Annotated in this window: 12 protein-coding genes; 8 read left to right on the forward strand and 4 right to left on the reverse strand. The window is 40.9% G+C overall.

The genetic code is table 11. The annotated features are described in order from the left end of the window. Positions 1-13: 13 nt before the first annotated feature. Positions 14-1,351, reverse strand: a complete 1,338-nt coding sequence (locus BIZ36_RS01020) for a Gfo/Idh/MocA family protein (RefSeq protein ID WP_222937123.1) — start codon at positions 1,349-1,351, stop codon at positions 14-16. Between the two features lie 412 nt (positions 1,352-1,763). On the opposite strand from BIZ36_RS01020, the gene BIZ36_RS01025 reads away from it, so the two are divergent. The 8 genes from BIZ36_RS01025 to BIZ36_RS01060 all read left to right on the forward strand — a co-directional run bounded on the left by BIZ36_RS01025 (position 1,764) and on the right by BIZ36_RS01060 (position 15,202). After that, the gene (locus BIZ36_RS01025) at positions 1,764-2,618 is read left to right on the forward strand and encodes a helix-turn-helix transcriptional regulator (protein ID WP_187455988.1); all 855 of its coding nucleotides are present in this window, start codon (positions 1,764-1,766) and stop codon (positions 2,616-2,618) included. Between the two features lie 13 nt (positions 2,619-2,631). After that, positions 2,632-3,507: an AraC family transcriptional regulator gene (locus BIZ36_RS01030; RefSeq protein ID WP_187455989.1), complete on the forward strand. Its 876-nt coding sequence runs from the start codon at positions 2,632-2,634 to the stop codon at positions 3,505-3,507. A 139-nt stretch (positions 3,508-3,646) separates the two neighbouring features. Continuing rightward, positions 3,647-5,533 carry a DUF5060 domain-containing protein gene (locus BIZ36_RS01035; RefSeq protein ID WP_187455990.1) on the forward strand — a complete coding sequence of 629 codons (1,887 nt, stop codon included), beginning with the start codon at positions 3,647-3,649 and terminating at the stop codon, positions 5,531-5,533. A 426-nt stretch (positions 5,534-5,959) separates the two neighbouring features. Beyond that, positions 5,960-9,037 (forward strand): SusC/RagA family TonB-linked outer membrane protein, encoded by a 3,078-nt coding sequence (locus BIZ36_RS01040; RefSeq protein WP_187455991.1) that lies wholly within the window; start codon positions 5,960-5,962, stop codon positions 9,035-9,037. A 52-nt stretch (positions 9,038-9,089) separates the two neighbouring features. Next, positions 9,090-10,856: a RagB/SusD family nutrient uptake outer membrane protein gene (locus tag BIZ36_RS01045; protein ID WP_187455992.1), complete on the forward strand. Its 1,767-nt coding sequence runs from the start codon at positions 9,090-9,092 to the stop codon at positions 10,854-10,856. Between the two features lie 43 nt (positions 10,857-10,899). Continuing rightward, the gene (locus tag BIZ36_RS01050; protein ID WP_187455993.1) at positions 10,900-12,513 is read left to right on the forward strand and encodes a carbohydrate binding domain-containing protein; all 1,614 of its coding nucleotides are present in this window, start codon (positions 10,900-10,902) and stop codon (positions 12,511-12,513) included. 80 nt (positions 12,514-12,593) lie between these two features. Then, entirely contained in the window at positions 12,594-13,646 is a 1,053-nt protein-coding gene (locus BIZ36_RS01055) for a family 16 glycosylhydrolase (RefSeq protein ID WP_187455994.1), read from the forward strand. A 41-nt stretch (positions 13,647-13,687) separates the two neighbouring features. Next, complete coding sequence (locus BIZ36_RS01060; RefSeq protein ID WP_187455995.1) at positions 13,688-15,202, forward strand: sulfatase family protein; 1,515 nt, start codon at positions 13,688-13,690, stop codon at positions 15,200-15,202. A gap of 210 nt (positions 15,203-15,412) precedes the next feature. Here the strand turns inward: BIZ36_RS01060 and BIZ36_RS01065 are convergent, their stop codons facing one another. The 3 genes from BIZ36_RS01065 to BIZ36_RS01075 form a co-directional block, all read right to left on the reverse strand. After that, a complete protein-coding gene (locus BIZ36_RS01065; protein ID WP_222937124.1) occupies positions 15,413-18,922 on the reverse strand; it encodes a VCBS repeat-containing protein in 3,510 nt (1,169 codons plus the stop codon). A gap of 81 nt (positions 18,923-19,003) precedes the next feature. Then, on the reverse strand, positions 19,004-20,560 hold the full coding sequence (locus BIZ36_RS01070) for a RagB/SusD family nutrient uptake outer membrane protein (RefSeq protein WP_187455996.1): 1,557 nt from the start codon (positions 20,558-20,560) through the stop codon (positions 19,004-19,006). An 18-nt stretch (positions 20,561-20,578) separates the two neighbouring features. Then, positions 20,579-23,662 carry a SusC/RagA family TonB-linked outer membrane protein gene (locus tag BIZ36_RS01075; protein WP_187455997.1) on the reverse strand — a complete coding sequence of 1,028 codons (3,084 nt, stop codon included), beginning with the start codon at positions 23,660-23,662 and terminating at the stop codon, positions 20,579-20,581. Between the last annotated feature and the right edge of the window lies 1 nt (position 23,663).

Below are 23,663 nucleotides of genomic sequence, written 5' to 3' on the forward strand. Positions count from 1 at the left end.
CTGTGTTCATTAATTAAAACTTTCGCTCTTTTCTGGAGCGTAATTTGTTGGCTTCAGAATCACCCTTGAATTTCTCTTTCTCGGGATTCCATTCCAACGTTCTATCGAGCTTATAAGCTATATTGGCCAAGTGGCAAACGGATGCCGAACGATGCCCTGTTTCCACATCACAAATAGGTTGGCTCCGTTGTTTAATGGCACCTAACCAATCTCCCATATGATTATCGGACTTGTACAATCTTGTATCGCTAGCAGTTAGATTCGTTTCCAATAGGTTTGCTGGTGTGGTTTCCAAATAACTACGACTGATATCCATCTGCCCTTTGGATCCGAAAAAGCGAACCCCATAGCCACGACCAAAATCTTTATGCTCCACCTCTACCCCATTTGCATAATACATTTTAAGACCCATCACCGCATTTTTATCCTTGGGCGGTACCAGTTTTACCGGACCAGAATGGTCCATTCCCAAGGCCCACTGAACGATATCGAACATGTGCGCGCCCCAATCGGCAAGAATACCACCACCCGTTTCTTCAAACAAGCGCCAATCTGGCCAAAACTTAACGTCGTTATTCGATGGAGCCAAGCGATGGTTGTACGCCAATAAGGGCGCAGGCCCGCACCAATTGTTCCAATTAACTTCGGAAGGCATCGCTTCTTGCTCTAAATCATATGCTTTGGCCGGGGTACCTACATTGACTTCTACTCTTTCAATATCCCCCAAGTACCCGTTTCGAACCAATTCACAGGCCTTTCTAAAGGTTTCCCAAGAACGTTGCATACTACCCACCTGCAAAACCTTGCCAGAGTCCTGAACGGCTTTTACCATAGCCCTACCTTCCGCAATGTTATGTGAAAGGGGCTTTTCACAGTACACATCCTTTCCTGCTTCAATACTATCCAAAACGTGCTTTGCATGCCAGTGGTCCGGAGATGCTATAACCACCGCATCTATGGCACTATCGGATAGCATTTCGTTATAATTCAAATAGTTATTCACACTATTTTGTCTGCTCACTTTACTTAATTCATCGTAACTGCTCGACACATGTTTTTTGAACCAATCGTTTTTGGTGGTCCAAACATCGGCGCAAGCAATAATTTCCGCATCATTTTTAATGACATTTTTTGCCAAACCACGGCTTTGCTTGCCAAGCCCGATAAAACCTACATTTATTTTATCGCTGGGCGCCAAAAATCCCCTACCGAGAACATGCCTAGGTACTATGCTTATGGCCCCTAAGGCCAAACCTGATTTTAAGAGGAAAGCCCTTCTTGCATTGTAATTTTGATTTTTGTCCGTTTTTGACATTTTTAATAATTTATCGCTTTGTTGTTCCGGTTTCATTTGGTTTTCTTTTAGTTACCCTAAACATACTTCAAGCACAATTTTTAGGACTGTACAAATCGTTTGTATACTGCAACAGATGTTCAAAAATGGTTACACCACCATAGAAACAAGGACAATCAGACGCGTGATAGGGTCTAAACCAGAAGGTAAAACGTTTAAGAACGCCAACCATTAACCTGACCATTTACGCGTTTTTCAAAAGTAAATGCTCTAGGAGTTTACAGTGTTATCCAAATCAGGAATAAATATGTACTAATCCGTCATTTTATATATTTGCAAAACGCAACCTCCCACAACATGCAACTTAAGTCAATAAACAACAGATTCTTACACTATACACTTTCACTGATTACACGATAAATAGAAAAGTAAATTATAAAAAAAACGATTATTTAGAAATTAGGTGGCCATGCAGAAATCATTACAATCACTAAAACTTAGTCTCCAGAATATGGGATACGCCCGTTTGGATAATGGTTGGGACCATGACGATATTCACAGTCCCTTTTCAAGGTTGTACTACATCACAACCGGAGGCGCCAAAGTGCACCATAACAATAAAGTATTTTATCTGCGACCGAATTACATGTATTTGATACCTAGTTACACCTATAGCCGTTACCAATGTGATTTCTACCATGAGCAGTACTATATTCATTTTTATGAGGAAATAGGAAAAGGACTTTCCATCTATAATTTGCGAAACTTCGTTTATGAAATCGAGGCGACGGAAGTAGACCGAAATTATTTTGACCGTTTATTAAGCCTTAATCCGAATCTGGGCTATAAAAATGATAAGCCATTGGGGTTTGAAGCACATTTACATCAAGCACAACTAACAAACAAAACCGCCAAACAACTGGAAACTAACGGAATACTATCCATACTTTTTTCTAGGTTTATGGTTGAAAGCGGGAATAAAAAGGACAGCGGAGAAAATGCCCATCGACTTAAGGGCATATTAACCTATATAGGAGAAAATCTACACAACCCTATTGGTCTAGAAACACTTGCCGAAAAATATAATGTTAGCGCAGATTACCTTTCACGTTTATTTTATAAAAGGTATGGAATTAGGCCCAATAGATACATACAGGGAAAACGAATTGAGCGTTCTCAAATGTTATTATTGACTACCAATTACAGCATTAAACAGATTTCCGAAAAGGTAGGGTTCGATAGTCTATCCTATTTCTCAAAAACCTTTAAAAAGCATACCGGTAAAACACCTGTTGTATTTAGGAGCGAGAAGGTGAACGTCTAAAAGTAGATTCCAAATGAAAAACATTTTAAGCTCTTTAAAGCTCAGCCTATTGCATACGGGATATGCAAAACTAGACCATCAATGGAGCTTTAATGATGTGGTAAGCCCCTTCAGTCGTTTGTTTCTAATCGTCAAGGGTAGTGCCAAATTGTATCAGGCCGGTCAAGATATTGATCTGGAGGCAGGAAACATGTATTTGATTCCCAAAAACGTCCTTAACGATTACCACTGCCCAATTTACCACGAACAATTGTATGTAAGCTTCTTTGACGAGGTAGAAACTGGCTTATCCATTTACGATTTCAAAGATTTTGATTATGCAATTAAAGCAACTCCTGAAGACCAAGCGCTTTTTGAAAGGTTGATTGAAATGCATCCTGATCGTTCCATAGCAAACAGTGACCCCAAAAGACATTTTGAAGAAGCAACGTCCCTCCTCAATTTTGAAAATAAAAATGAGCAGTTGACCACATCCTCCTATATAGAAACCATGGGCATTCTTGCTGTATTGCTTTCGAGATTTATCAAAACTTCAAACGTCGTAGAATTAGACTCTAAGGGCAAAAACCACCTTTACGAAGTTTTGATTCAAATAGCAGAAAATCTTGATAAAAATCTTACCGTAGAGGAGTTGGCGCATTATTGTCATTTAAGCGTCGACCATTTTTCAAAGAGTTTCAAACAGAAAATGGGAATGCGTCCAAACAAATACATACAACAACAAAGAATTAAGAGAGCCCAACTCCTATTGCTCACCACGGACAGTTCAATTCCCCAAATTGCGCAAAATGTTGGTATGGGCAATTTATCCTATTTCTCAAGAACGTTTAAAAAGTTTACAGGAGCCTCACCCGGTAATTTCCGCAAACAAAAGAATAGTTCAATTTAAAGTTTCTATATACCCATTTATGAGGCCTCAAAATCATTTGTGGTAGTGTTTTAATGCTCAGTTACCAACACCGCTGAAAAACAAGTAAATCTAAAGTCAATAACCAATATCTTAGTAGCGCAACCAACAAAACAACTGCATGCAGCTATTTTTTACAGGGATTCTCCAAATACAAAGATTTAAAATACCGACTTTTAAACGAGCTTATTTAAAAAGTATACTCACCTGCCTTCTCTTACCAATCTTATCAGTGGGTTTTGCCCAACAACCTACGGTCAGTGGAGAATTGAAGAAATGGCATAAAATAACCTTCACTTTTGACGGACCGGAAACATCTGAAAATGATGTCTATAATCCATTTATGAATTATAGGCTCAATGTGTTGTTTACGCACTCGGGCAGCGGAAAAAAATACCTGGTTCCCGGTTACTTTGCCGCAGATGGTAATGCCGCGGAGACTTCTTCAACAAGTGGAGATAAATGGCGGGTGCATTTTGCCCCGGACGAAACCGGAAACTGGGATTTTGAGGTAGATTTTAGAAAAGGCCGATGGAGTGCCGTAAGTTCCAAAAAGGAAACCGGTGAAAGTGCAGAGTTTATGGATGGTTTCAAGGGTACTTTTAAAATAGAGCCTACCGATAAGACGGGAGACGATTTTAGGGGAAAAGGTAGACTTCAATATGTAGGGGAACATTATCTACGATTTGCCGAAACAGGAGCGTACTTTTTAAAACAAGGAGCAGATGCACCTGAAAATTTCCTTGCCTATGCTGATTTTGACGGTACTTTTCATAATGACGGTCATAAAGACGAGCTTGTCAAAACATGGAGCAGCCACTTAAAGGATTGGAAAACCGGTGACCCTGAGTGGAAAAACGGAAAAGGAAAAGCCATGATAGGAGCCCTCAATTACTTGGCCAGTAAAGAGCTGAACGCTTTTTCCTTTTTGACCAACAATATTGAAGGTGATGATCAAAATGTCTTTCCGTATATTGATTATGACACATGGGACCGGATTGATGTATCTAAAATGGACCAATGGGAAATTGTTTTTGAACACGCGCAAAAATTAGGTTTGTTTCTTCATTTTAAAACTTTGGAGGTAGAGAACCAAGGTCTTTTGGATAATGGTGGAGTTGGAGCCAATAGCAAATTATACTACCGCGAACTCATCGCGCGGTTTGGGCACCACTTGGCCTTAAATTGGAATTTATGCGAAGAAAATGGAGAATGGATAAAGAACCATAGAACTCCCCCACAAAGTACACCGGAACGTTTAGCCATGGCCCATTATTTTAAAGAAAATGACCCGTACCACCATCACTTGGTAATACATAACGGAATAAAGTATGATGACCTTTTAGGGCCCAAGTCCGGAATTACCGGACCTTCCGTACAAACCCACCGAAAAGATTTCGCAAGCATTCACAAAGAGGTATTGCACTTGCTGGAAGGTTCTAGGAATGCAGGTTTCCCATGGGCGGTTGCGGTAGATGAACCCGGAGATGCCCAACATTCACTTCTTCCGGACGCCGAAGACCCCGATCATGATCTGGCCAGGAGAAACGGTCTTTGGGGAACCTTAATGGCAGGTGGTTGGGGCAATGAATGGTATTTTGGTTATGACCATGCCCACTCAGACCTTACCTGTGAAGATTATAGAAGCAGGGATTTATTTTGGAACCAAGCCCGAATTGCGCTACAATTTTTTGAAGAACATTCCATTCCTTTTCAAGAAATGACCAATTCTAACGAGCTTGTGGGTAATCCTAAAGATGAAAATACAATTTATTGTCTTGCTAAAAAGGGCGAAACCTATGTAATTTACATTAATAGTGGTGAAAACGCAGAAATAGACCTAACGCATACCAATAACCAATTCAAAGTCTCTTGGTACAACCCTAAAAAAGGTGGAAAACTAATTAAAGGTAAAATAAGAGAAGTGAAGGGTGGACAAATCATTGACCTAGGCAAAAAGCCTATAAAAAATCAAGAAGATTGGGTGCTGCTATTACGCAAAATGTAAACTTCAACCTATAGTTTGGATATAAAAAAGACGGATTAGAACCGTCTTTTTTTAGTTTACACCATTATCCAAACCTTTGTTTTCGCAAATTTTGAATGGTTTTTTTTTCAAACTGACACAAGAACATACCTTTTAAAAAACAATTGCCATTTTTCAATTCATCTTTCTGCAACAATTGTATTCTGGCATACTACAAATGATCATTTGTAAATTCGGTAATAACTCAGGTTACTTTAATTTCTAGAAGTACACGATTAGATTGAAACGTATCAAACTCCCCTAAATCCAAGGATAGAGCTGTAATCTACCCCTCAACGCTCATAAATATTTCCATCTCAAAACCATATGTATACAACACAAAACCATTTGTGACGTGGTGTTTTAACAAAATTTTAAAAATTAGGCTCATAGATAACTAATTTAAATATGAGACAACAAAAATTTAAACTGAAAACACTTTTTTCGGTTATGGGCCTCTTCCTTTTGGGAATTGGTTACACCTATGGCCAACAAGTGCAGGTGTCAGGTAATGTAAGTGATGACGCCGGCCCATTACCCGGAGTTTCGGTATTTATTAAAGGTACCAATAACGGTACCGCTACCGACTTTGATGGCAATTATGAAATTACCGCAGCTTCCAATGCGGTTTTGAGTTTTAGCTTTATCGGCTACAAAAACAAGGATGTTAGTATTAATGGAAGAACAACCATTAATGTAAAACTGGAGGAAGACGTATCCGCTTTGGAAGAAGTGGTAGTGGTAGGTTACGGAGCCCAAAAGAAAAAGGAGCTTACGGGAGCAGTAGCACAAGTTAAATCTGAAGAGCTGTTAAAAACCTCCACCGCCGATATTGGTACGGCCCTACAGGGACAAATTGCAGGGGTAAACGTAGTAGCCAGCTCCGGTGCACCAGGTGCAGAGGCCAACGTGATGATCCGTGGTCTTACTTCCATCAATGGCGCTAACAGACCTTTGTACGTTGTTGATGGTATACCATTTGACGGCGATCCCAAACTTAGTATCAATGAAATTGAGACCATTGATGTTCTTAAGGATGGAGCCTCCGCCGCCATTTATGGTACAAGAGGTGCCGCAGGGGTTATATTGATTACCACAAAAAAAGGTAAAGAGGGACAAATGAAAATAGCGGTAGACAGCTACTATGGTCTGCAGCACATAACCTCTGGTACTCCCCTATTAAATGTAGAGGATCGTCTATACACACAATTTATACAGGGAGCGGCCCTTAGCGATACGCGTTATGGTAATACATGGACGGTGATTGAACAAAGTCCGCACTTTTTAACCAACAATACGGACCTCATGGGAGTAATCGAAAACGATCTGGCTCCCATTCAAAATCATAGCCTTACGGTTTCCGGTGGTAGAGATGGACTTACCTACAGCCTTACCGGAAGCTATTTTAATCAAGAAGGGGCTATTATAAAGTCCGGTTACGACCGCTTCAATGTGAGAGCCAATTCACAATTTGTAAAAGGGAAATGGAATATTTCTACAGGAATCTCCTTTAGAGTGGAAGATCGGGAACACGCACCATGGGGGTTATTGGGTAACGCCATCGGTTATAATCCATACCAGCCCTATCTAGATCCAGAAACCACACAATTGGATAATGCCGGTGACGGAACGGGAGCCAACAACTTGTCCTTTTTGGGATATCAGTTTTTACAGGAAGACAATCAGGAAAACAACTATTTTGATGGTAACCTGAGCGTCACCTATAACTTCACCAATAATTTAAAGATTACCTCTAGGGTGGCATCTAGTTATGATAATGGTACAAGAATCACCATTAACCCAAAATTTATTGCGTACCGGGACGATGGTTCTGAAGTTACTTCCCAAAGATCACGAATTAGAAACTTAAGTAGTTTGGCCAAAAAATTCACCTGGGAAAACATACTAAACTACCAGAAAAGTTTTGGCGACCATAACTTTAATTTCACCGGGGTTTATTCTTCGGAAAGATATAATTACTCTGAATTTTTCGCCGAGAAAAGTGATTTGGCCTCCAATGATATTACGGTGTTAAACGGGGCAACGGCGGATCCCAATGTAGGATCAGGAAACAATCCATGGACGCAAGACCGCGAGAGTACGCTTATAGGTATGCTTGCACGCTTGCAATACAACTACAAGGGGAAATATCTTCTAAGTGGAGCGGTAAGACGGGATGGCTCCAGTAGGTTTAAAGAAGAACCATGGGGCGTTTTCCCATCTGTTACCGCAGGTTGGAACGTGTCCGAAGAAAATTTCTGGAATCCGATAAAAAATACGGTTTCCAACTTTAAACTTAGAGGTAGCCGTGGTACCACAGGCAACCAGGGTATAGCCGATTATACCTATACCCCAACCATAACCCTGGACAATGATTATGTGCTGGGTGCCGGTAACAACCAAAACCTAGTATTGGGAGCTACGCAAACAGGCTTTGCCAATCCACGTGTAAAATGGGAAACATCAGTCTCCTTAAATGCCGGATTTGACCTTGGTTTTTTCAATAACAAATTGACCCTTTCTGGTGATATGTACGAGACCAAAAAGCAAGACATGCTCTTTCCTGTATTACTCCCTCCTACCGCTGGAGGGGGACAGGATGCCGAGGTAACCTTAAATGTGGGGGACATGATCAACAAAGGTGTCGAGTTTGCATTGAACTACCAGCACAACGGGAAATTTTCTTGGAACACCGGCTTTACGTACACCCGAAACAGAAATGAGATTACCAAAATGAGCGGAAGCAACAAGATCATCTATTTTGATGACAGTAGCATTTCAGGTCATGATAACGACCAAGACTTGGTTTCTGCGCTGGCAGAAGGCTATGAGGGCGGAGCTTTTTTCTTGATCGAAACCAACGGGACCGTTAAAAATGAGGAAGAATTGGCAGCATACCAACAGTTGGTTCCAGATGCCAAACTTGGAGACCTGAGGTACGTTGATTTTGACAACAATGGAACGATTGACATTAATGATAGGCAATACATGGGTAGCGGTACTCCGGATTTTGAAATGGGCCTTAATTTTTCGGCCAATTGGAAGGACCTGGATTTCTCCATGCAATGGTATGGTTCATTTAATTCAGAAATCATCAACGGTAACAAAGCTTTGGCCTATAAAGATGGTACACACCAAGATCTGGTCTACCAATGGACACCCCAAAATAGCACATCGGATATACCTGTTTATAGAAATGCCACCCACAATAACTTTAGAGGGCAAACCGATTATTGGTTGGAAGACGGAACATTTGTAAGGTTAAGAAATATTTCGCTTGGCTATACGGTACCTAGGGATTACACGGAGGTTTTAGGAATTACGAAATTCAGGGTTTATGTGGCCGCCCAAAACCCGGTAACCATAACCAAATATGATGGCTATGACCCAGAAGTAGGTAATAACGGGCTTAGTACCCGGGGTATTGACAAAGGAACCTACCCTGTAGTTTCCCAAATAAGAACCGGACTTCAAATCGACTTTTAAGATGAAAGTGGATATGAGATTTAGCACTAAAAAAAACAGCAAAATAACAGTTATGAAACATATAAATACCCTTCAATGCATTTACACGATGGTTGTAGCGTTAGTATTTGTTGGCTGTGAGGATGAATTTCTAGAACAGACAAATCCTAACCAAATTTCAACGGAAACCTTCTGGCAGGACAATAAAGACCTTGAGCAAGGGTTAACAGCTGCTTATAAGGGGCTGGCAAATGCAAATAATATTAATTTGGTTGCAGAACTTGCTAGAACTGATCTGGCTTGGTCCAGCGGTTATCAACGTCCTACCAACAATAATCCCTATTACCTTCAGATTTTTAATGATGCCTCGCCTGCGCCCAATCAAAAATGGAGTACCAACTACACTACCATTTTTAGGGCCAACCAGGTAATAGAAGCGGCCAACAATTTAAAGGAGACCTACACCACGGATGAGGAAAGGGAAGAAGGAGCATTAATTTTAGCACAAGCCAGATTTTTGAGAGGATACCTCTATTTTCTGCTCTATCACTCTTTCAATGAGGGCTCCGTACCTGTTTTTGATTTTGTTCCTATTGAGGAAAGTGACTTTTATAAACCGGCCTCCCCTGCCGCGGATGTCAAAAGCTTTTATCTGGAAGATTTGATGTATGCAGCGGAAAATCTCCCCGTAAAATGGAGTGATAAAGATCAGGGTAAGGTAACTGCAGGAGCTGCGGTGGCACTTATGGGGCAGTCCTATCTATACGAGGGAGATTACGAGACTGCGGCCACCTACTTTAAAAGTGTTATAGATGATTTTGGATATGCCTTGACCCCTAACATTGGTAGCAATTTTACTACCATGGATGAGTTTAACGAGGAATCCATACTAGAGATAAGCTATTCGCTAGATTATAAAAACGAATTAGGACCATGGGACGGGCGCGATGTGGCCAACCCTGCTTATGTAAGACAGTTTACAGGAGGCGATGGTGCCTGGAGAGGTGCTATACCGGCCAACTGGCTTATCTTAAAATACCGAAACGATCCGTTGGATTTTTCCGATCCAAGAAACAAAGTTATCGAAGAAGATGGCACCGAAAGATTTAGAACCTTTAGTCTTAGGACTTCTTGGTCGGTTGCATTGGTAGATGATGTGGATATGGGATATTATCTAAGGGAGAAAACGGGACAAGGTTCTATTTTCAATGTTAGAATGACCGCTTTTTGGAGAAAACACACCAATTGGGACATCACTCGATCAGAAGAGGAGTTATCCCCAGGAAAGGTTCGATCAGGAGTTAATGAACGCTTGATAAGACTGGCCGAAATTTATCTTCAGTATGCCGAATGTCAAATTCAATTGGGCAATTTGGATGAAGCCCTCATCTACATCAACAGGGTCCGTAGACGATCGGGAGTACAATTATTGGGATTGGCAGGTACAGGAGAATATCCGGCCAATGACCACGACAATATTTCGTACGATGCAAATATGTTAATGGAACACCTAATGTTCACTGAACTTCCCCTTGAACTATCTGCCGAAGGTGATGGAAATAGAAACATCGATTTACGCAGGTGGGGAATTAAAGCGGAAAGATTTCAAGAATTGGCTCAAAGACGCTATGTCGCCGACCATTACAAATTATTGGATGAAGAAGGCAAAGAAGTTACCAGATGGGCTTCCATTTTAAGGGAATTACCTGCGGGAGATCCAGAAATTGACGAAAATTGGAACGAATTCCAAGAAGCGAGTGCCAACTACAATGAGTCCATTCACGCCTATTGGCCTATACCTAACTCAGAGATTATTAGCAATCCACAATTAAACGATTAACCATGGCTAATCCTGTAGAAAAACAGCGCAAAATATTCATAAGATGAAAAAAATACTAAAACTTACAATAGCCCTATTTACGGTAATCTTCATGGCATGTGATGATGAATATGAACCTCCGTTTGAATTATCTGACGTTGGTTTCTATACCAGTAAGGGAACTTTAGGTGACCTACAGCTTAACCTAGATGATTATATGTCCTTTAGCGACCTATCTCAGGGTGCGGTTTCTCATTCTTGGACCATTGAGAAGTCCGATCTTTTTTTAGAAGGTCCCATTGATCGAACCGATACAATTCTAGAGAAGTTTATAATTGAACCCCGATCGAACGTATCTTTCGAAAAAACCGTTCATGTTCTTTTTCAAACCGCTGGAATGAAAAAGGTTAGACTTAGAAATACCTTTAATGAGATGGTTACTTTTAAGGGAAACCGAAACGGGGAGGATTACGAAATGCCTGCAGTTAAAAATGGGGAAGTGTACGTCATAGACACCACCTTTATGGTTAAAGTTTACCCAAAACTGGTACCGGTCGTAAAAGTGAGCAACCAAGGACAAGTGGTGAATCATGAAGCGAATGATACCATTTACGTTGAAGCGGGAAATACCTTGGAATTTACAGATTTATCTACGGTGGGTGAGCCTACTGGCCGAAATTGGAATATTACAAGAGCTTTGGCCCCAGGTGAAGAAGTTGCAGAAAACCCTGTGATTGCAAGCAGTGGAGACTCTGTGGCCAATATTTCCTTTAATCGTCTAGGTAGTTTTAGGGCCAACGTTAATATCTCTAGATCCGGACAGAATATACCCGGCGATTTTGCGAATTATACGATCAATGCGCCCATTAGAGTTGTTCCTTCCTCACAACCTTTTGAACTTTCAGGTGACATTATAGAACTTGAGGACGAAACCATTCAGGTATCTTATAACGGTGAGTTTGCCCCATTTGGTGGTCAAGAGGAGTTCTTTACCGTTATGGTAAATGGTGTAGGGTTCGATATCGCTTCGGTTTCCATCAATGCCAACGATGGCACCAAACTGGACATTAAACTGGTAGAACCTATATATAGACCAGATGTTATTACGGTTTCCTACTCCGGTGGTGCCATACAGTCAGCAGATACACGCGAAGCGCTACCCTTTACTGATGTACCCGTAACAATGAGCTCTATCAATTTGATACCTGCAGATATTTCAGGGCTTGAGAACGGGGGCGATAGCTGGAGTACCTATTGGAGCAATGCCGGGACTGTTTCTTACAGTACGGAACAGGCTTCGGAAGGAACGTATAGCTTGAAGTTGGAAATCGCCGCCGGTCAAAACAATGCGGAAGCCACAGCAATGTTCGCAAACCCCATCATTTTTGAGGAAGGAAAGACCTACATTATTTCCTATGACATGTATATTGAACCGGATGCCGTAGGATCTGGCGGAGGAGCTAGTACGGGACTCTTTCTTCTCCAAAATTGGGGCTTTCAATTCTGGAATAATTTTGCACATCCGCTAGGAGAATGGAAAACACATACGGTAGAGTACCAAAGTACCACTCCACTTTCCCAATTCTATTTAAGAATACTTCCTAATGCTGAAAAAACTACGGACATGACCGTCTATTATGATAATTTCTCCATAATCGTAAAAGAGGAAAGGCCTTAGTTGTTAGTTGGATTTGAGTTGAGGGGAGAATAGTTAATTCTCCCCTTTTTTTATCCCAGAAAACCTATCAATAAAACCAAATGAATATTAAAAAGAGACATTTTCCCATTCTTCTGCTAGGTGTATTAGGTTGTGGCAGCAGTACCACCATTGAAGAACGTTCCGTTACAGACCCTGAGCGACCTACTCCTATTCAAAATGAAGAAGTTGCACCACAAGAAGAAGAACAAAGCCAACAGGTAATTGAATATAAGGACTTACCCGTACCTGCAGATGCCGGCACAAATATGGTCTGGGAGTTTCAAGAGATTTCAGACAATTTTGAATACAAGGCGGAAGCCGAAAATAAGGGTGAAAAATTCCTGTCCAAATGGGATGATTTTTACCATAACAACTGGGCGGGTCCCGGCCTTACCGAATGGAAGCGTGGACATAGCTTGGTTGCCGATGGTCAATTGCAAATGTGGGCCAAAAGAAAACCTGGTTCCAATAAGATTAATATGGGTTGCATTACTTCCAAAACTAGGGTTCTTTACCCTGTGTATATTGAAGCAAGAGCCAAAGTAATGAATTCCACCCTAGCTTCGGACGTTTGGTTGCTCAGCCCCGATGACACCCAAGAAATTGATATTGTAGAGGCTTATGGTGCCAACTATTCGGAAAGTGCCCAAAAGGACCATTCCTACTTTTCCAAGAAAATACACATTAGCCATCATGTGTTTATACGAGATCCATTTCAAGATTACCAACCAAGAGATACAGGTTCTTGGTATTCCAACGGGACCGTATGGAACCAAGACTTCCACACCTATGGGGTCTATTGGAAAAATCCTTGGCATCTTGAATACTATATTGACGGCCAATTAGTTAGAACCGTATCCGGAAAAGACATCATCGACCCTTTGTTCTATACCAATGAAACCAATCCTGGAGATAGCTCTATGGACACCCGTACAGGACTAAGCAAAGAGATGGATATCATCATCAATACCGAAGATCAAACTTGGCGATCAACACCTGCTTCGGGATTACAATCGGATACCTATACGCCAACTGATAATGAGTTAAAAAATGTAGAAGACCACACTTTTAAGGTCGATTGGATTCGTATTTATAAGCCCGTACAAAAGTAATTTGACCCTACTGTATACATTCAATAATATCTAGTTAAAACATGACCGTTAAGCTTCCTATATATCTATTTTTCTTCCTATTGGTTATTCATCTTTCTGCACAAGAAAAACCCAATGTAATTGTTATTCTTGCGGACGATTTAGGTCTAGGGGATCTTTCCTACTATCGAAAACAACACAGTAACGATATTATTCTGGAAACCCCTTCTTTAGATTTTCTTGCGCAAAATGGAGTAGCCTTTACCAATGCACATGCACCGGCATCGCTCTGCGCTCCCAGCCGGTATGCGATAATGACGGGAAACCATTGCTACCGAAGTGATTACCCCTGGGGCGTTTGGGGTAGTTATCAAAAAACACCCATAAAAGAAGATCAGCTTACTTTAGGAAAACTGATGCAAAAAGCGGGCTACCAAACCGCTTTTTTAGGTAAATGGCACTTAGGCGGCGATTTTAAACGCAAAAGTAATCCTACTGAAATTTACCGAGGACCAAGAAACAGACCCCAATTGGATGTGGATATCACCAAAATTGTGGGCGGAGGACCCAATTTTCAGGGGTTTGATTATAGTCTAACTTTTATGGACGGCATACAGGATGTGCCGTATGCCGTATTTGAAAATTCCGAATATCTGCCATTAGCACCCAACTCCGAGATAACGTTTATCACACAAGAAAAGAAGGATCAATTGGGCGTAAAACTGGACAAGGATGAAGGCTTGGGCGATAGTAATTGGAATCCACATGATATGGGACCCTTGCTCATTCGCAAAGCACTGGACTATATTGAGGCACAAACAGCCAAAAAAAAGCCTTTCTTTATGTACTATTCTACCCTAGCAGTACATCTACCGCACACTCCTTCAGGAGCACTCAATGGTAAAAAGGTAGCCGGCACAACCCCATCTAAACATTTGGATATGGTTAAAGAATTGGATATACAGATAGAAATGCTACTTAACAAATTAAAAGACAAGCAGCTGTTAAAGAACACCCTGATTCTTCTTACTTCGGATAATGGTGGCCTACTCATAAAAAACACCTTGGCTTCTGGTCACCAACCAAGCGATATTTACCGTGGTGGTAAAAATCAGGCGTATGAAGGGGGCAATAGGGTACCGTTTATTGCATATTGGCCTGGAAAAATAACTCCAAAACTGGTTGAAACCCCAATATTGGGGTTGGATATCATGGGAACTTTGGCCGGACTTACAAAACAGCTATTGCCTCCAGATCAGGCATTGGATTCAGAAAATATACTGCCTATTTTAATAGATGGCAAAACATCCTTGAACGGTAGGACCCTACTTACCCAAGCCGGTACAGGAAAAGAGGTTATGATAACACAGGAAGGTTTAAAGTTAATTATTCAAGTGGACAAAAAGGACAAAACAAATGCAACGCGTTACCCTATTGCGTTATTCAATCTAAATGAAAATCCAACAGAAATAGAGGCTAAAAATCTGATAGAGGATTCTAAATACAAAGAAAAAGTAGCTTCCTTGTTTGAGTTGTACAACAAATTAAGAGATACAAAAATAGCCACTAGAAATTAAAATATCAGTTGCTTGGTATCTCGTAAACTTCAAAGAGAGAAAAAGATAGGGGCCACATCAGGAAAAGCCCCCAATAATCCGTTCATTCCAATCCTAAAGATCCCGCAGCAGACACAGACTAAGTATCCACCAAAGAACAGAATCATTTAATTGGTGAATTTTCCTTTTCCTACTAACAACTGTAACCTTCAATTATAACGCACTCATTTATTAATCAGTTCCCGGTACAACTTCACGGCTTTTTCCCTGAGGGTCATAAAAAACCACTTTAAGTATAGATTCATGAACAGGAATCCCATTTATGGATTGTGACAGATAGCCCGCACCCAAGTAATTTTCTTCAACAGAAACATTTCCGTTTCTATAATATATTTTGGCCCTTGTTTCATTGGACTGGAATTCAAGAATGGAGGAAGTTATAGGCTCCTCAAATCTTTTAAGTTGACCCGAATTAACGGAAGCTACCCACAAGATAGTCGAATCGTTTTTTCTAAGGTTCACCAAAGACCTGGCATCTTTTTCAACCTTAAATCCTGTAGTGTAATGGGGAATGGAGGTAAAACCGCCTTTTTGATCGGATTGTAATATCACTCCCTTTCCTGCATCGTACCATCCTGAAATAACCTCGGTAGGATAGTAATTTCCGACTCCAATAATATCAAGAAAACCGTCTTTATTGAAATCCCCTTTGTTCAATCCGTATAAAGGAGAAAACTGCGCCTCTTGTGGCAAAGGTTTGACCGAAAGATTTCCATCACCTAAATTTTCAATATAACTAGAGCTGATGTAATTAACCTCTAGCACTTTCATATCGGTGGTATCAAGAGCTTTCAATAGATCTTCTATTCCAGCTTCGGCATACTGATCATAGGTCGGAAAAATTCTTTTTACAGCCACAAGCTGTTTTGCCAATTCTCCCCTTGGGGCCAGCATAACTTCTTTATCATCTATATATCTGGTAATAATGGGGTCGATACTTGAATTTGAATCAAAGTCCTTGGAGTATACCCTCAGGGGCTGATTTTCACTTACTTTAAAAGCGGTGTTTTCCCCAAGGTTACCGGCGATATAGTCAATATCGCCATCCTGGTCAAAATCGCTACCAATGATGCTGTTCCAAAAACCTTTAAAACTGGATAACCCGTTTTTTTCGTCTTTTGTCAATCGTCCTTTTTCGTTCTTATAAATTGTAATGGGCATCCATTCTCCGGCAACCATCAAGTCTTGATCCCCATCATTGTCATAATCGCTCCACAGTGCCGTACTTACCATGCCCACCTTCTTCAAACCTTCAGCCTTCATATGGGTTACATCGGTAAAACTTCCGTTGTCGTTCTCTAACAAGTAGCTATTTGGCATATTAGGGAAATTACCCGGAACCATCATTCCCCCTACAAAAAGATCTAAATCTCCGTCAGCGTCGTAGTCCGCAGCCACGACACAAGATCCACTGGCTCTAATTTCCGGAAGGGCATCGGGTTTTTCTTCAAACTGGCCATCACCCTTATTGATATACAAACGGTCTTGGTAATGACCTTTTTCAAAATATTTCACGGAACTCCCGCCACTAACTACGTAAAGGTCAAGGTCTTTATCTCCATCGGCATCAAAAAACAAAGCTCCCAAATCCTCATATTTCTCTGAGCCTTTAATCTTTAAAGAATCAAAAGTTCCATTTTCATTTTGGAGAAAAATGGTACCCTTACTATTGCGCGCGCCACCTACATATATATCGGTTCTTGTATCACCATTTACATCTCCCGTTGCCAATCCAGGGCCGTTAAAATCGTATAGATGCATCAACAAGGGTTCTCCCCTAAAATCGCTATTATCGTTTTCAAGATGAAGAAAATCGAGTACTTCAGTATCCGTAATTTCGTTAAACGGAAGTTTGGTATTATTTTGGAAAATACCTTTTTCCAATCTTCCAGATTTCCTGTAATCAATTTGATATAGGGAATCTACTACCAGATTTTTCAATACTTCCCTTGCCCCATCAGGCCAAACAATCTTCAAGGAATCCACTTTTTGGTGGGCACCCACACCAAAGTGCACATCCATGGAAGAAGAAGACATATAGCCCTTCACCGGATGGTATTCTTGATACAGTTTTTCGTTGGAAGGTAGATAAGCAGTGAGTTTGGTACCAAAACCATTACTGTTTCCTTTTGGGCCTTTCAGACGTATTGTAACAAAGTGTTTTTCTTGATCTAAACCGGTATGATTCTTATATAAAAAGGCGGGAGCATTGATATTGTTTACCACCAAATCTAAATCTCCGTCATTATCAAAATCGGCATAGGCGGAACCATTTGACAAGGAGGGTTGTTTTAATCCCCAAGTAGTTGTGGCGTCATCAAATTGTAAGTCGCCCTTATTGGTAAACATGTAGTTCGGCAAAAAAATACTGTCAAGTTCTTTTAAGCGGTTGACTAGTTTTTCCTCCGAAAGCCCACCCCTTTTAAAAATACCAACCTGACTTGAATATTCCGTAAAATCGTGGTTGGTAATATCTCTTCTAAATCCGTTGGTAATATAAACATCCTTATGACCATCATTATCAAAATCCGCAATCAAGGGCGACCAACTCCAATCCGTTTGATGCAAACCGGAATATCTACCGATTTCACTAAAAGTTGGATTACCATCACGGTCTTTGCCCCTATTCAATTGCAACGTATTTCGAATGAACTGAGGAGAAAAACCTTCGCGCAAGGTCTGTTTAAAGTGCTCATGGTTCATATTGGCGGTCATGGTCTTTTGCCTTTTATTGATTTCAGGCAGCATATCCATCACCAACACATCAAGCATTGCATCGTTATTAATATCGGAGACGTCTACCCCCATTCCGTTTCTTGAGCTCTGCTCAAAGTATTCGGGTAGGCGGTTGGTAAAAGTGCCATCTTGATTGTTGATATACAAAAGGTCATTAGCCACAAAATCATTGGCCACATAAATATCGGGCCAACCATCTTCGTTCATGTCTGAAATGGCAAGTCCTAAACCATAACCTTCAATCAGTATTCCGGCCTTTTCGGAAACATTCTTAAAAACAGGACCCCCATTAGACCCAATTCCTAGATTTTCGTATAACTTATCTGTACTAGGTCCGGAGCCATCACTTTTGGTATAAAGTTTCTCTATTTCCTTTGGAGACTCATTGGCATGGGTCATTACATACAAATCGAGATCACCATCCAAATCATAATCAAAAAATGCTGCTTGGGTTGAATGACCTGAATCTGCAACACCATAATCTTCTGCTTTATCTTGAAAAGTAAAATTCCCTTGGTTAATGAAAAGCTTGTTTTTTCGTTGTTCAGCCTTAGCAAATCCACCCACACTGACATAAATATCTAGTAGACCGTCTTGATTCACATCTGCAACGGATACTCCGTTTGCCCAATAAGTCCCTCGAATACCCGCCCTTTCCGATACATCTTCAAACTTGAAATTACCTTTATTTCTATAAATTTTGGATTCGACGGTATTTCCGGCAAAAAAAATGTCCGTCAAACCATCGTTATCAAAGTCACCTACTCCTACCCCTGCACCAATATAAATGTAGGGGAAACTGAAGTAATGCAGCTCATTGGTCTCATTAATAGAATTGGTAAACGTTATTCCTGATTCCTGAACGGAAATCAGCTGCATTTTTTTCACTTCTTCTTTACAGGAAATAAAAATAAGGATGCTTAAAAGAACTACTACTTTTTTCAAGTTGGCGGGGTTAAAGAATACAATTTAAACAAAAAGGAACCATCATTAAATGGTTCCTTTTGAAAAATCCATTTAATTGGATTAATAACCGGGGTTTTGTTTAAATACCGGGTTGGCATCAATTTCATTCTGGGGTATTGCAATATACTCCCTACCGGGTTTGTATGAACTAGTACCTGCACTTTCCGATTTCAGCTCGGGTTTGTTAACGATGTACTCTTCCACCTTGCCCCATCGTAGAATATCAAAATACCTAGTTCTTTCCAAAGACAATTCTTTCACCCTTTCATCTTCGATGTCTTGCATGGTAATACTTGTCAATGCAGGCATATCCGCCCTTGCCCTTACCTGATTGATGGCATCTAGGGCATCGGCCGTAGAACCATTGAGCATAAATTCTGCCTCGGCATACATTAGTAGTATATCTGCATAACGCAGGAGTCTTAAGTTATTGCCGGATTGGTGCCATCCGTTGTCTTGGGAACCCGTTTTATCATCAAATTTAATATCGAGCCATTTATTGCCCCAAACCAAATCTGAATCCCCATAAACTTCTTCGTAAGTTTTGTTACCGTAAGTTTGAGAAACCAAGGTATCTCCCTGATAAATAGTGGTTTCATCTGTATTAAAGAATAAGGTAGTGTAGGTCCTCGGATCAATTTCGCCATTCACGGTACGCTCGTCCAAGAAAAGGTCCAGCACCCAATCATTGATTCTCATACCGTCTTGGCCCGTAAACCCTCTTGGAGCAATATCCGGATGAAAGGCTGCACCTTTTCCTACACCAGGAGCATCACCACCCCAACCGGTATTTCCGTCGTTGACCAATTGAACTTCAAACAAGGATTCTTTGTTGTTCTCTGCCGCTTCCGTAAAGTTATCGGCATAGTTTGCCATCAACTCATAACTACCGTCCATAATTTTAGCAAATTCTGCTTTTGCCTCGGCATATTTGTTTTGATAAAGGTAAACTTTACCCAAAAAACCTGTCGCCGCACCGGAAGTAATACGTCCGGTCATCGCAGACGGCCAAGCATCGGGAGCCAAATTTTGGGCCTCTTTTAGGTCACTTTCTATTTGCGCCCATACCTCGGCAGGATCTGCTTGAGGTACTTCCTTGGGATTCTCAATATCGGTAATCGGCTCGGTAATCAACGGTACGTTCAACCAACCGTTTACCAAATTAAAATAGTTGTAAGCCCTAATGAAATAGGCTTCCCCCAAAATGTTTTGCTTTTTGGTTTCATCCATTTCAATATCAGGAACGTTGGCCAATACTTCGTTTGCACGTGTTACCCCTTGAAACATGGCGCTCCAGACCCAAAAGGCCCCGTTACTCTGTGGGATTCCGTTAAACGAACCCGCTGCCGTTCTTTCAGAAGTTGCAAAGGCATTTACAACATCATCTCTATAATCCGATAAGAAAATTTCAAATCGCGTATAGTACCAAATGTGCGTAAACGGACTGTAGGCTCCGATGATGCCCTTTTCAGCATCATCTTCAGTTTTCCAAAATGATTGTGGCGTAACGGCATTTGGATTTTCTTGTTCCAAGATGTCTTTTCGACAGCTGTAAGTAACCACCAGCAAAACAACTAGTGTTACCAATAAACTTTTTGATATTTTAATTTTTCTCATTTCTTTCTGTGTTTGCCATTAAAATGAAACCTGTACCCCTAATTGAATGGTTCTTGCAGTTGGGTAAGCGCTTTCGTCAACCCCTGAACTGAAGATTCTTCTGGACGATCTTGTATTTCTACCTACCTCAGGATAATAACCCGTGTAATCCGTAATCGTGAACAAATTGGTAGCTGATCCGTAAATTCTAAGTTTGGTCATCTTCATATGTTCAGAAATCCTGGAGGGTACGGTATAGCCCAATTGCATATTTCTCAATCTGAAGTAAGCCCCATTTTCAAGATAAAAATCAGATGGTCTTCTATTGAATCCAGGGTCGGTCTGTGTATTTCTTGGAATATTGGTATTGGTATTGGAGGGCGTCCAAGCATTTAATGCATTGGTCAAGTATGGGCCTTCCGTATCAAAATAACCTCGATAAATATTGGCATTCAAAATTTTGTTGCCTGAAACTCCGTTGAAGAAGAGGCTCAAATCAAAATCTTTGTAATTGGCTGAAATGTTGAAACCATATTCAAAATTAGGGGCTGGGTTGCCCAAAAACGTTTGGTCATTTTCATCTATTACCCCATCTGGACCGGAACCATCCGGCCCCCCAATATCCTTAAATCTCAAATCTCCCGCTTGCGGATTATTGTTATCGTTCGCTGCTGTAGCCTCTGCGTCGGTTTGATAAATTCCATCGACCACATAACCATAAAAAGCCGATACAGGCTGACCAACATCCGTTTTGGTTCCTCTTAGCCCATTGGAAGTAAATTGCCCCTCGATGATGGGCGTTGCATCTCCCAGTGCCGTTACTTCATTGTTTAAAGTAGTGAAGTTACCACTGATACTAAATGAGAAATCTTCACTTAAAGTTTCTGAGTAGTTGGCCAAAAACTCAAAACCTTTATTTTCGATACTTGCTGTGTTAAAAGGCACCCGGTTTCCAAAGCCCGTATATAACGGCAGACCCAATTCAACCAAAACATCTTCTGATTTCTTGATAAAGTAATCCATGGTAATGCTCAGTTTTTGATCAAGAGCCCTAAACTCAAGACCTATATCGGTAGTTTTACTGGTTTCCCAAGTAATTTCATCATTGATACCCTTAGTAATCGAATAACCAGTAGCTCTTTCTTGGCTATCGCCTATGGGATATTCACTATTTAGGTTTAATTCTGGGCTCAAGGAGTAAATTGGAACGTTATCCGATCCAACCTCACCATAACTCGCCCTAATTTTTATATCTGTGATAGCCGTAAAGTCTTCCATAAAACTTTCGTTTCCGAGGTTCCAACCCAGCGCAAACGATGGAAATGTCCCCCAACGCAAATCATTTTTAAACAAGGAAGATCCATCTCTACGAATTGTAGCGGTCAATAGATACCTACTATCAAAACCATAGCTCAGTCTACCAAAATAGGATTGTATGGTTTTGGTCAAATCTTGAGAAGGAAAGTTAACCCTATCTTCAGCCGCTGATGCCACTCGAACATCGTTGGAAGGAAACTTTCTTGCCAAAGCCCCTAAAGATCGTGTATTTGAAACTTGATCTGTATAACCGGCAACAAAGTTGATATTGTGCATGTTAAGCTCTTTACTATAGGTCAATGTATGTTCAATAAGGGTAGAAAGAAAATTAGTATTGGTTTCCGCCAGCTCAGCAAATTGGTTGTTACCAAAGGTTGCCGTATTGAAGACATAGGTAGGAGTGAATCTATAATTATTGTCCGCGTAATTATCAAGACCTAAGTTCAATTTATAAGTAAGTCCGTCAAATATTTCAAAAGAACCTGCAATATTACCAAGAACCGTATTTCTGGTAACGGTACGGTCTTCTACTGTGGCTAGACCTAAAGAGTTACTGACATTTCCTACTCCATAAAAGGCTCCTACAGCAACATCCAAAGGTTGATCGGTAGCACTAAAATTGCCTTCGTCATCGTAAATGGAAATCGTCGGAATCAAATCACGCTCTCTATTGAAATAGGGATTGGGATTGTCAACAGAACGGGTTAGACCAATAGTACTTTCCAAACGAAACCTACCCTTGGTAAGCGTTGCGTTCACACGAGCGGTGGTACGTTCATAACCTGATTGTTTTACAATACCTTCTTGATCATAATGGTTCAATGACAAGCTATAAGTGCTATTTTGGGTTCCTCCGTAAATTCTGGCGTTGGCATTCATAACGCCTGCCGTACGCAAAGATTCTCTTTGGATATCGCTATCTATATTCGGGTTGAATTCTGTGTCATTGGCAGGAAATCTAGGATTGCCATCATTATCACGAGCCCTATTGACAATGGTGGCATAATCTTGAGCATTGGCCCAATCGATATTTTTAACTGTAGATTGTAAGCCATAGCTGTAATCCAAATCTACTTTAATATCGCCACCTCTGGTCCCTTTTTTGGTAGTAACAATAATAACACCGTTGGCTGCCCTAGAACCATATATAGCACTTGCAGAAGCGTCTTTTAATACCGAAATAGATTCTATGTCGCCCGGGTTTAAGGTAGTCATATCTCCCGTAAGCATACCATCTATAACATATAAAGGTCCCGCGTCTGACAACGTACTTGACCCGCGAATGGTTACTAAGGCATTGGCCCCAGGTGAACCACCATTAGCCTCTACCCGTACTCCTGCCGTACGACCTTGAATGGCCTGTGCGGCATCGTTATAGGTAAACTTGTTGATTTCTTCACTATCAACAGTACTTACAGCGCCAGTTAAATCAGATTTTTTCTGTGTACCATAACCGATTACCACAACTTCTTCTAATTGACTTGCGTCTTCCGATAGCGTTACGTTTAAGGTCGACTGACTATTTACAGCCACTTCAGATTTCGTAAAACCGATGTAACTGAAAACCAGAACAGCATCGCTTTCAGCATCAATGGTATAATTCCCATCAAAGTCGGTTTGAGTACCTGTGGTTGTTCCCTTGATGAGCACATTGGCTCCGGCCAAGGGCATTCCCTGCTCATCCGATACCGTTCCGTTTATGGTCAATTCTTGGGAAAAGCCAAAGGAAAGGCCCATGAACCAAAGAATTAGGAACTTGTAGCAATGGGGCCACCATTTGCTAGCATTCGTTTTGTTTCCTTTCATA

The organism is Cytophaga sp. FL35, assembly GCF_014349235.1.
In the GTDB taxonomy this organism is placed as follows: domain Bacteria; phylum Bacteroidota; class Bacteroidia; order Flavobacteriales; family Flavobacteriaceae; genus Euzebyella.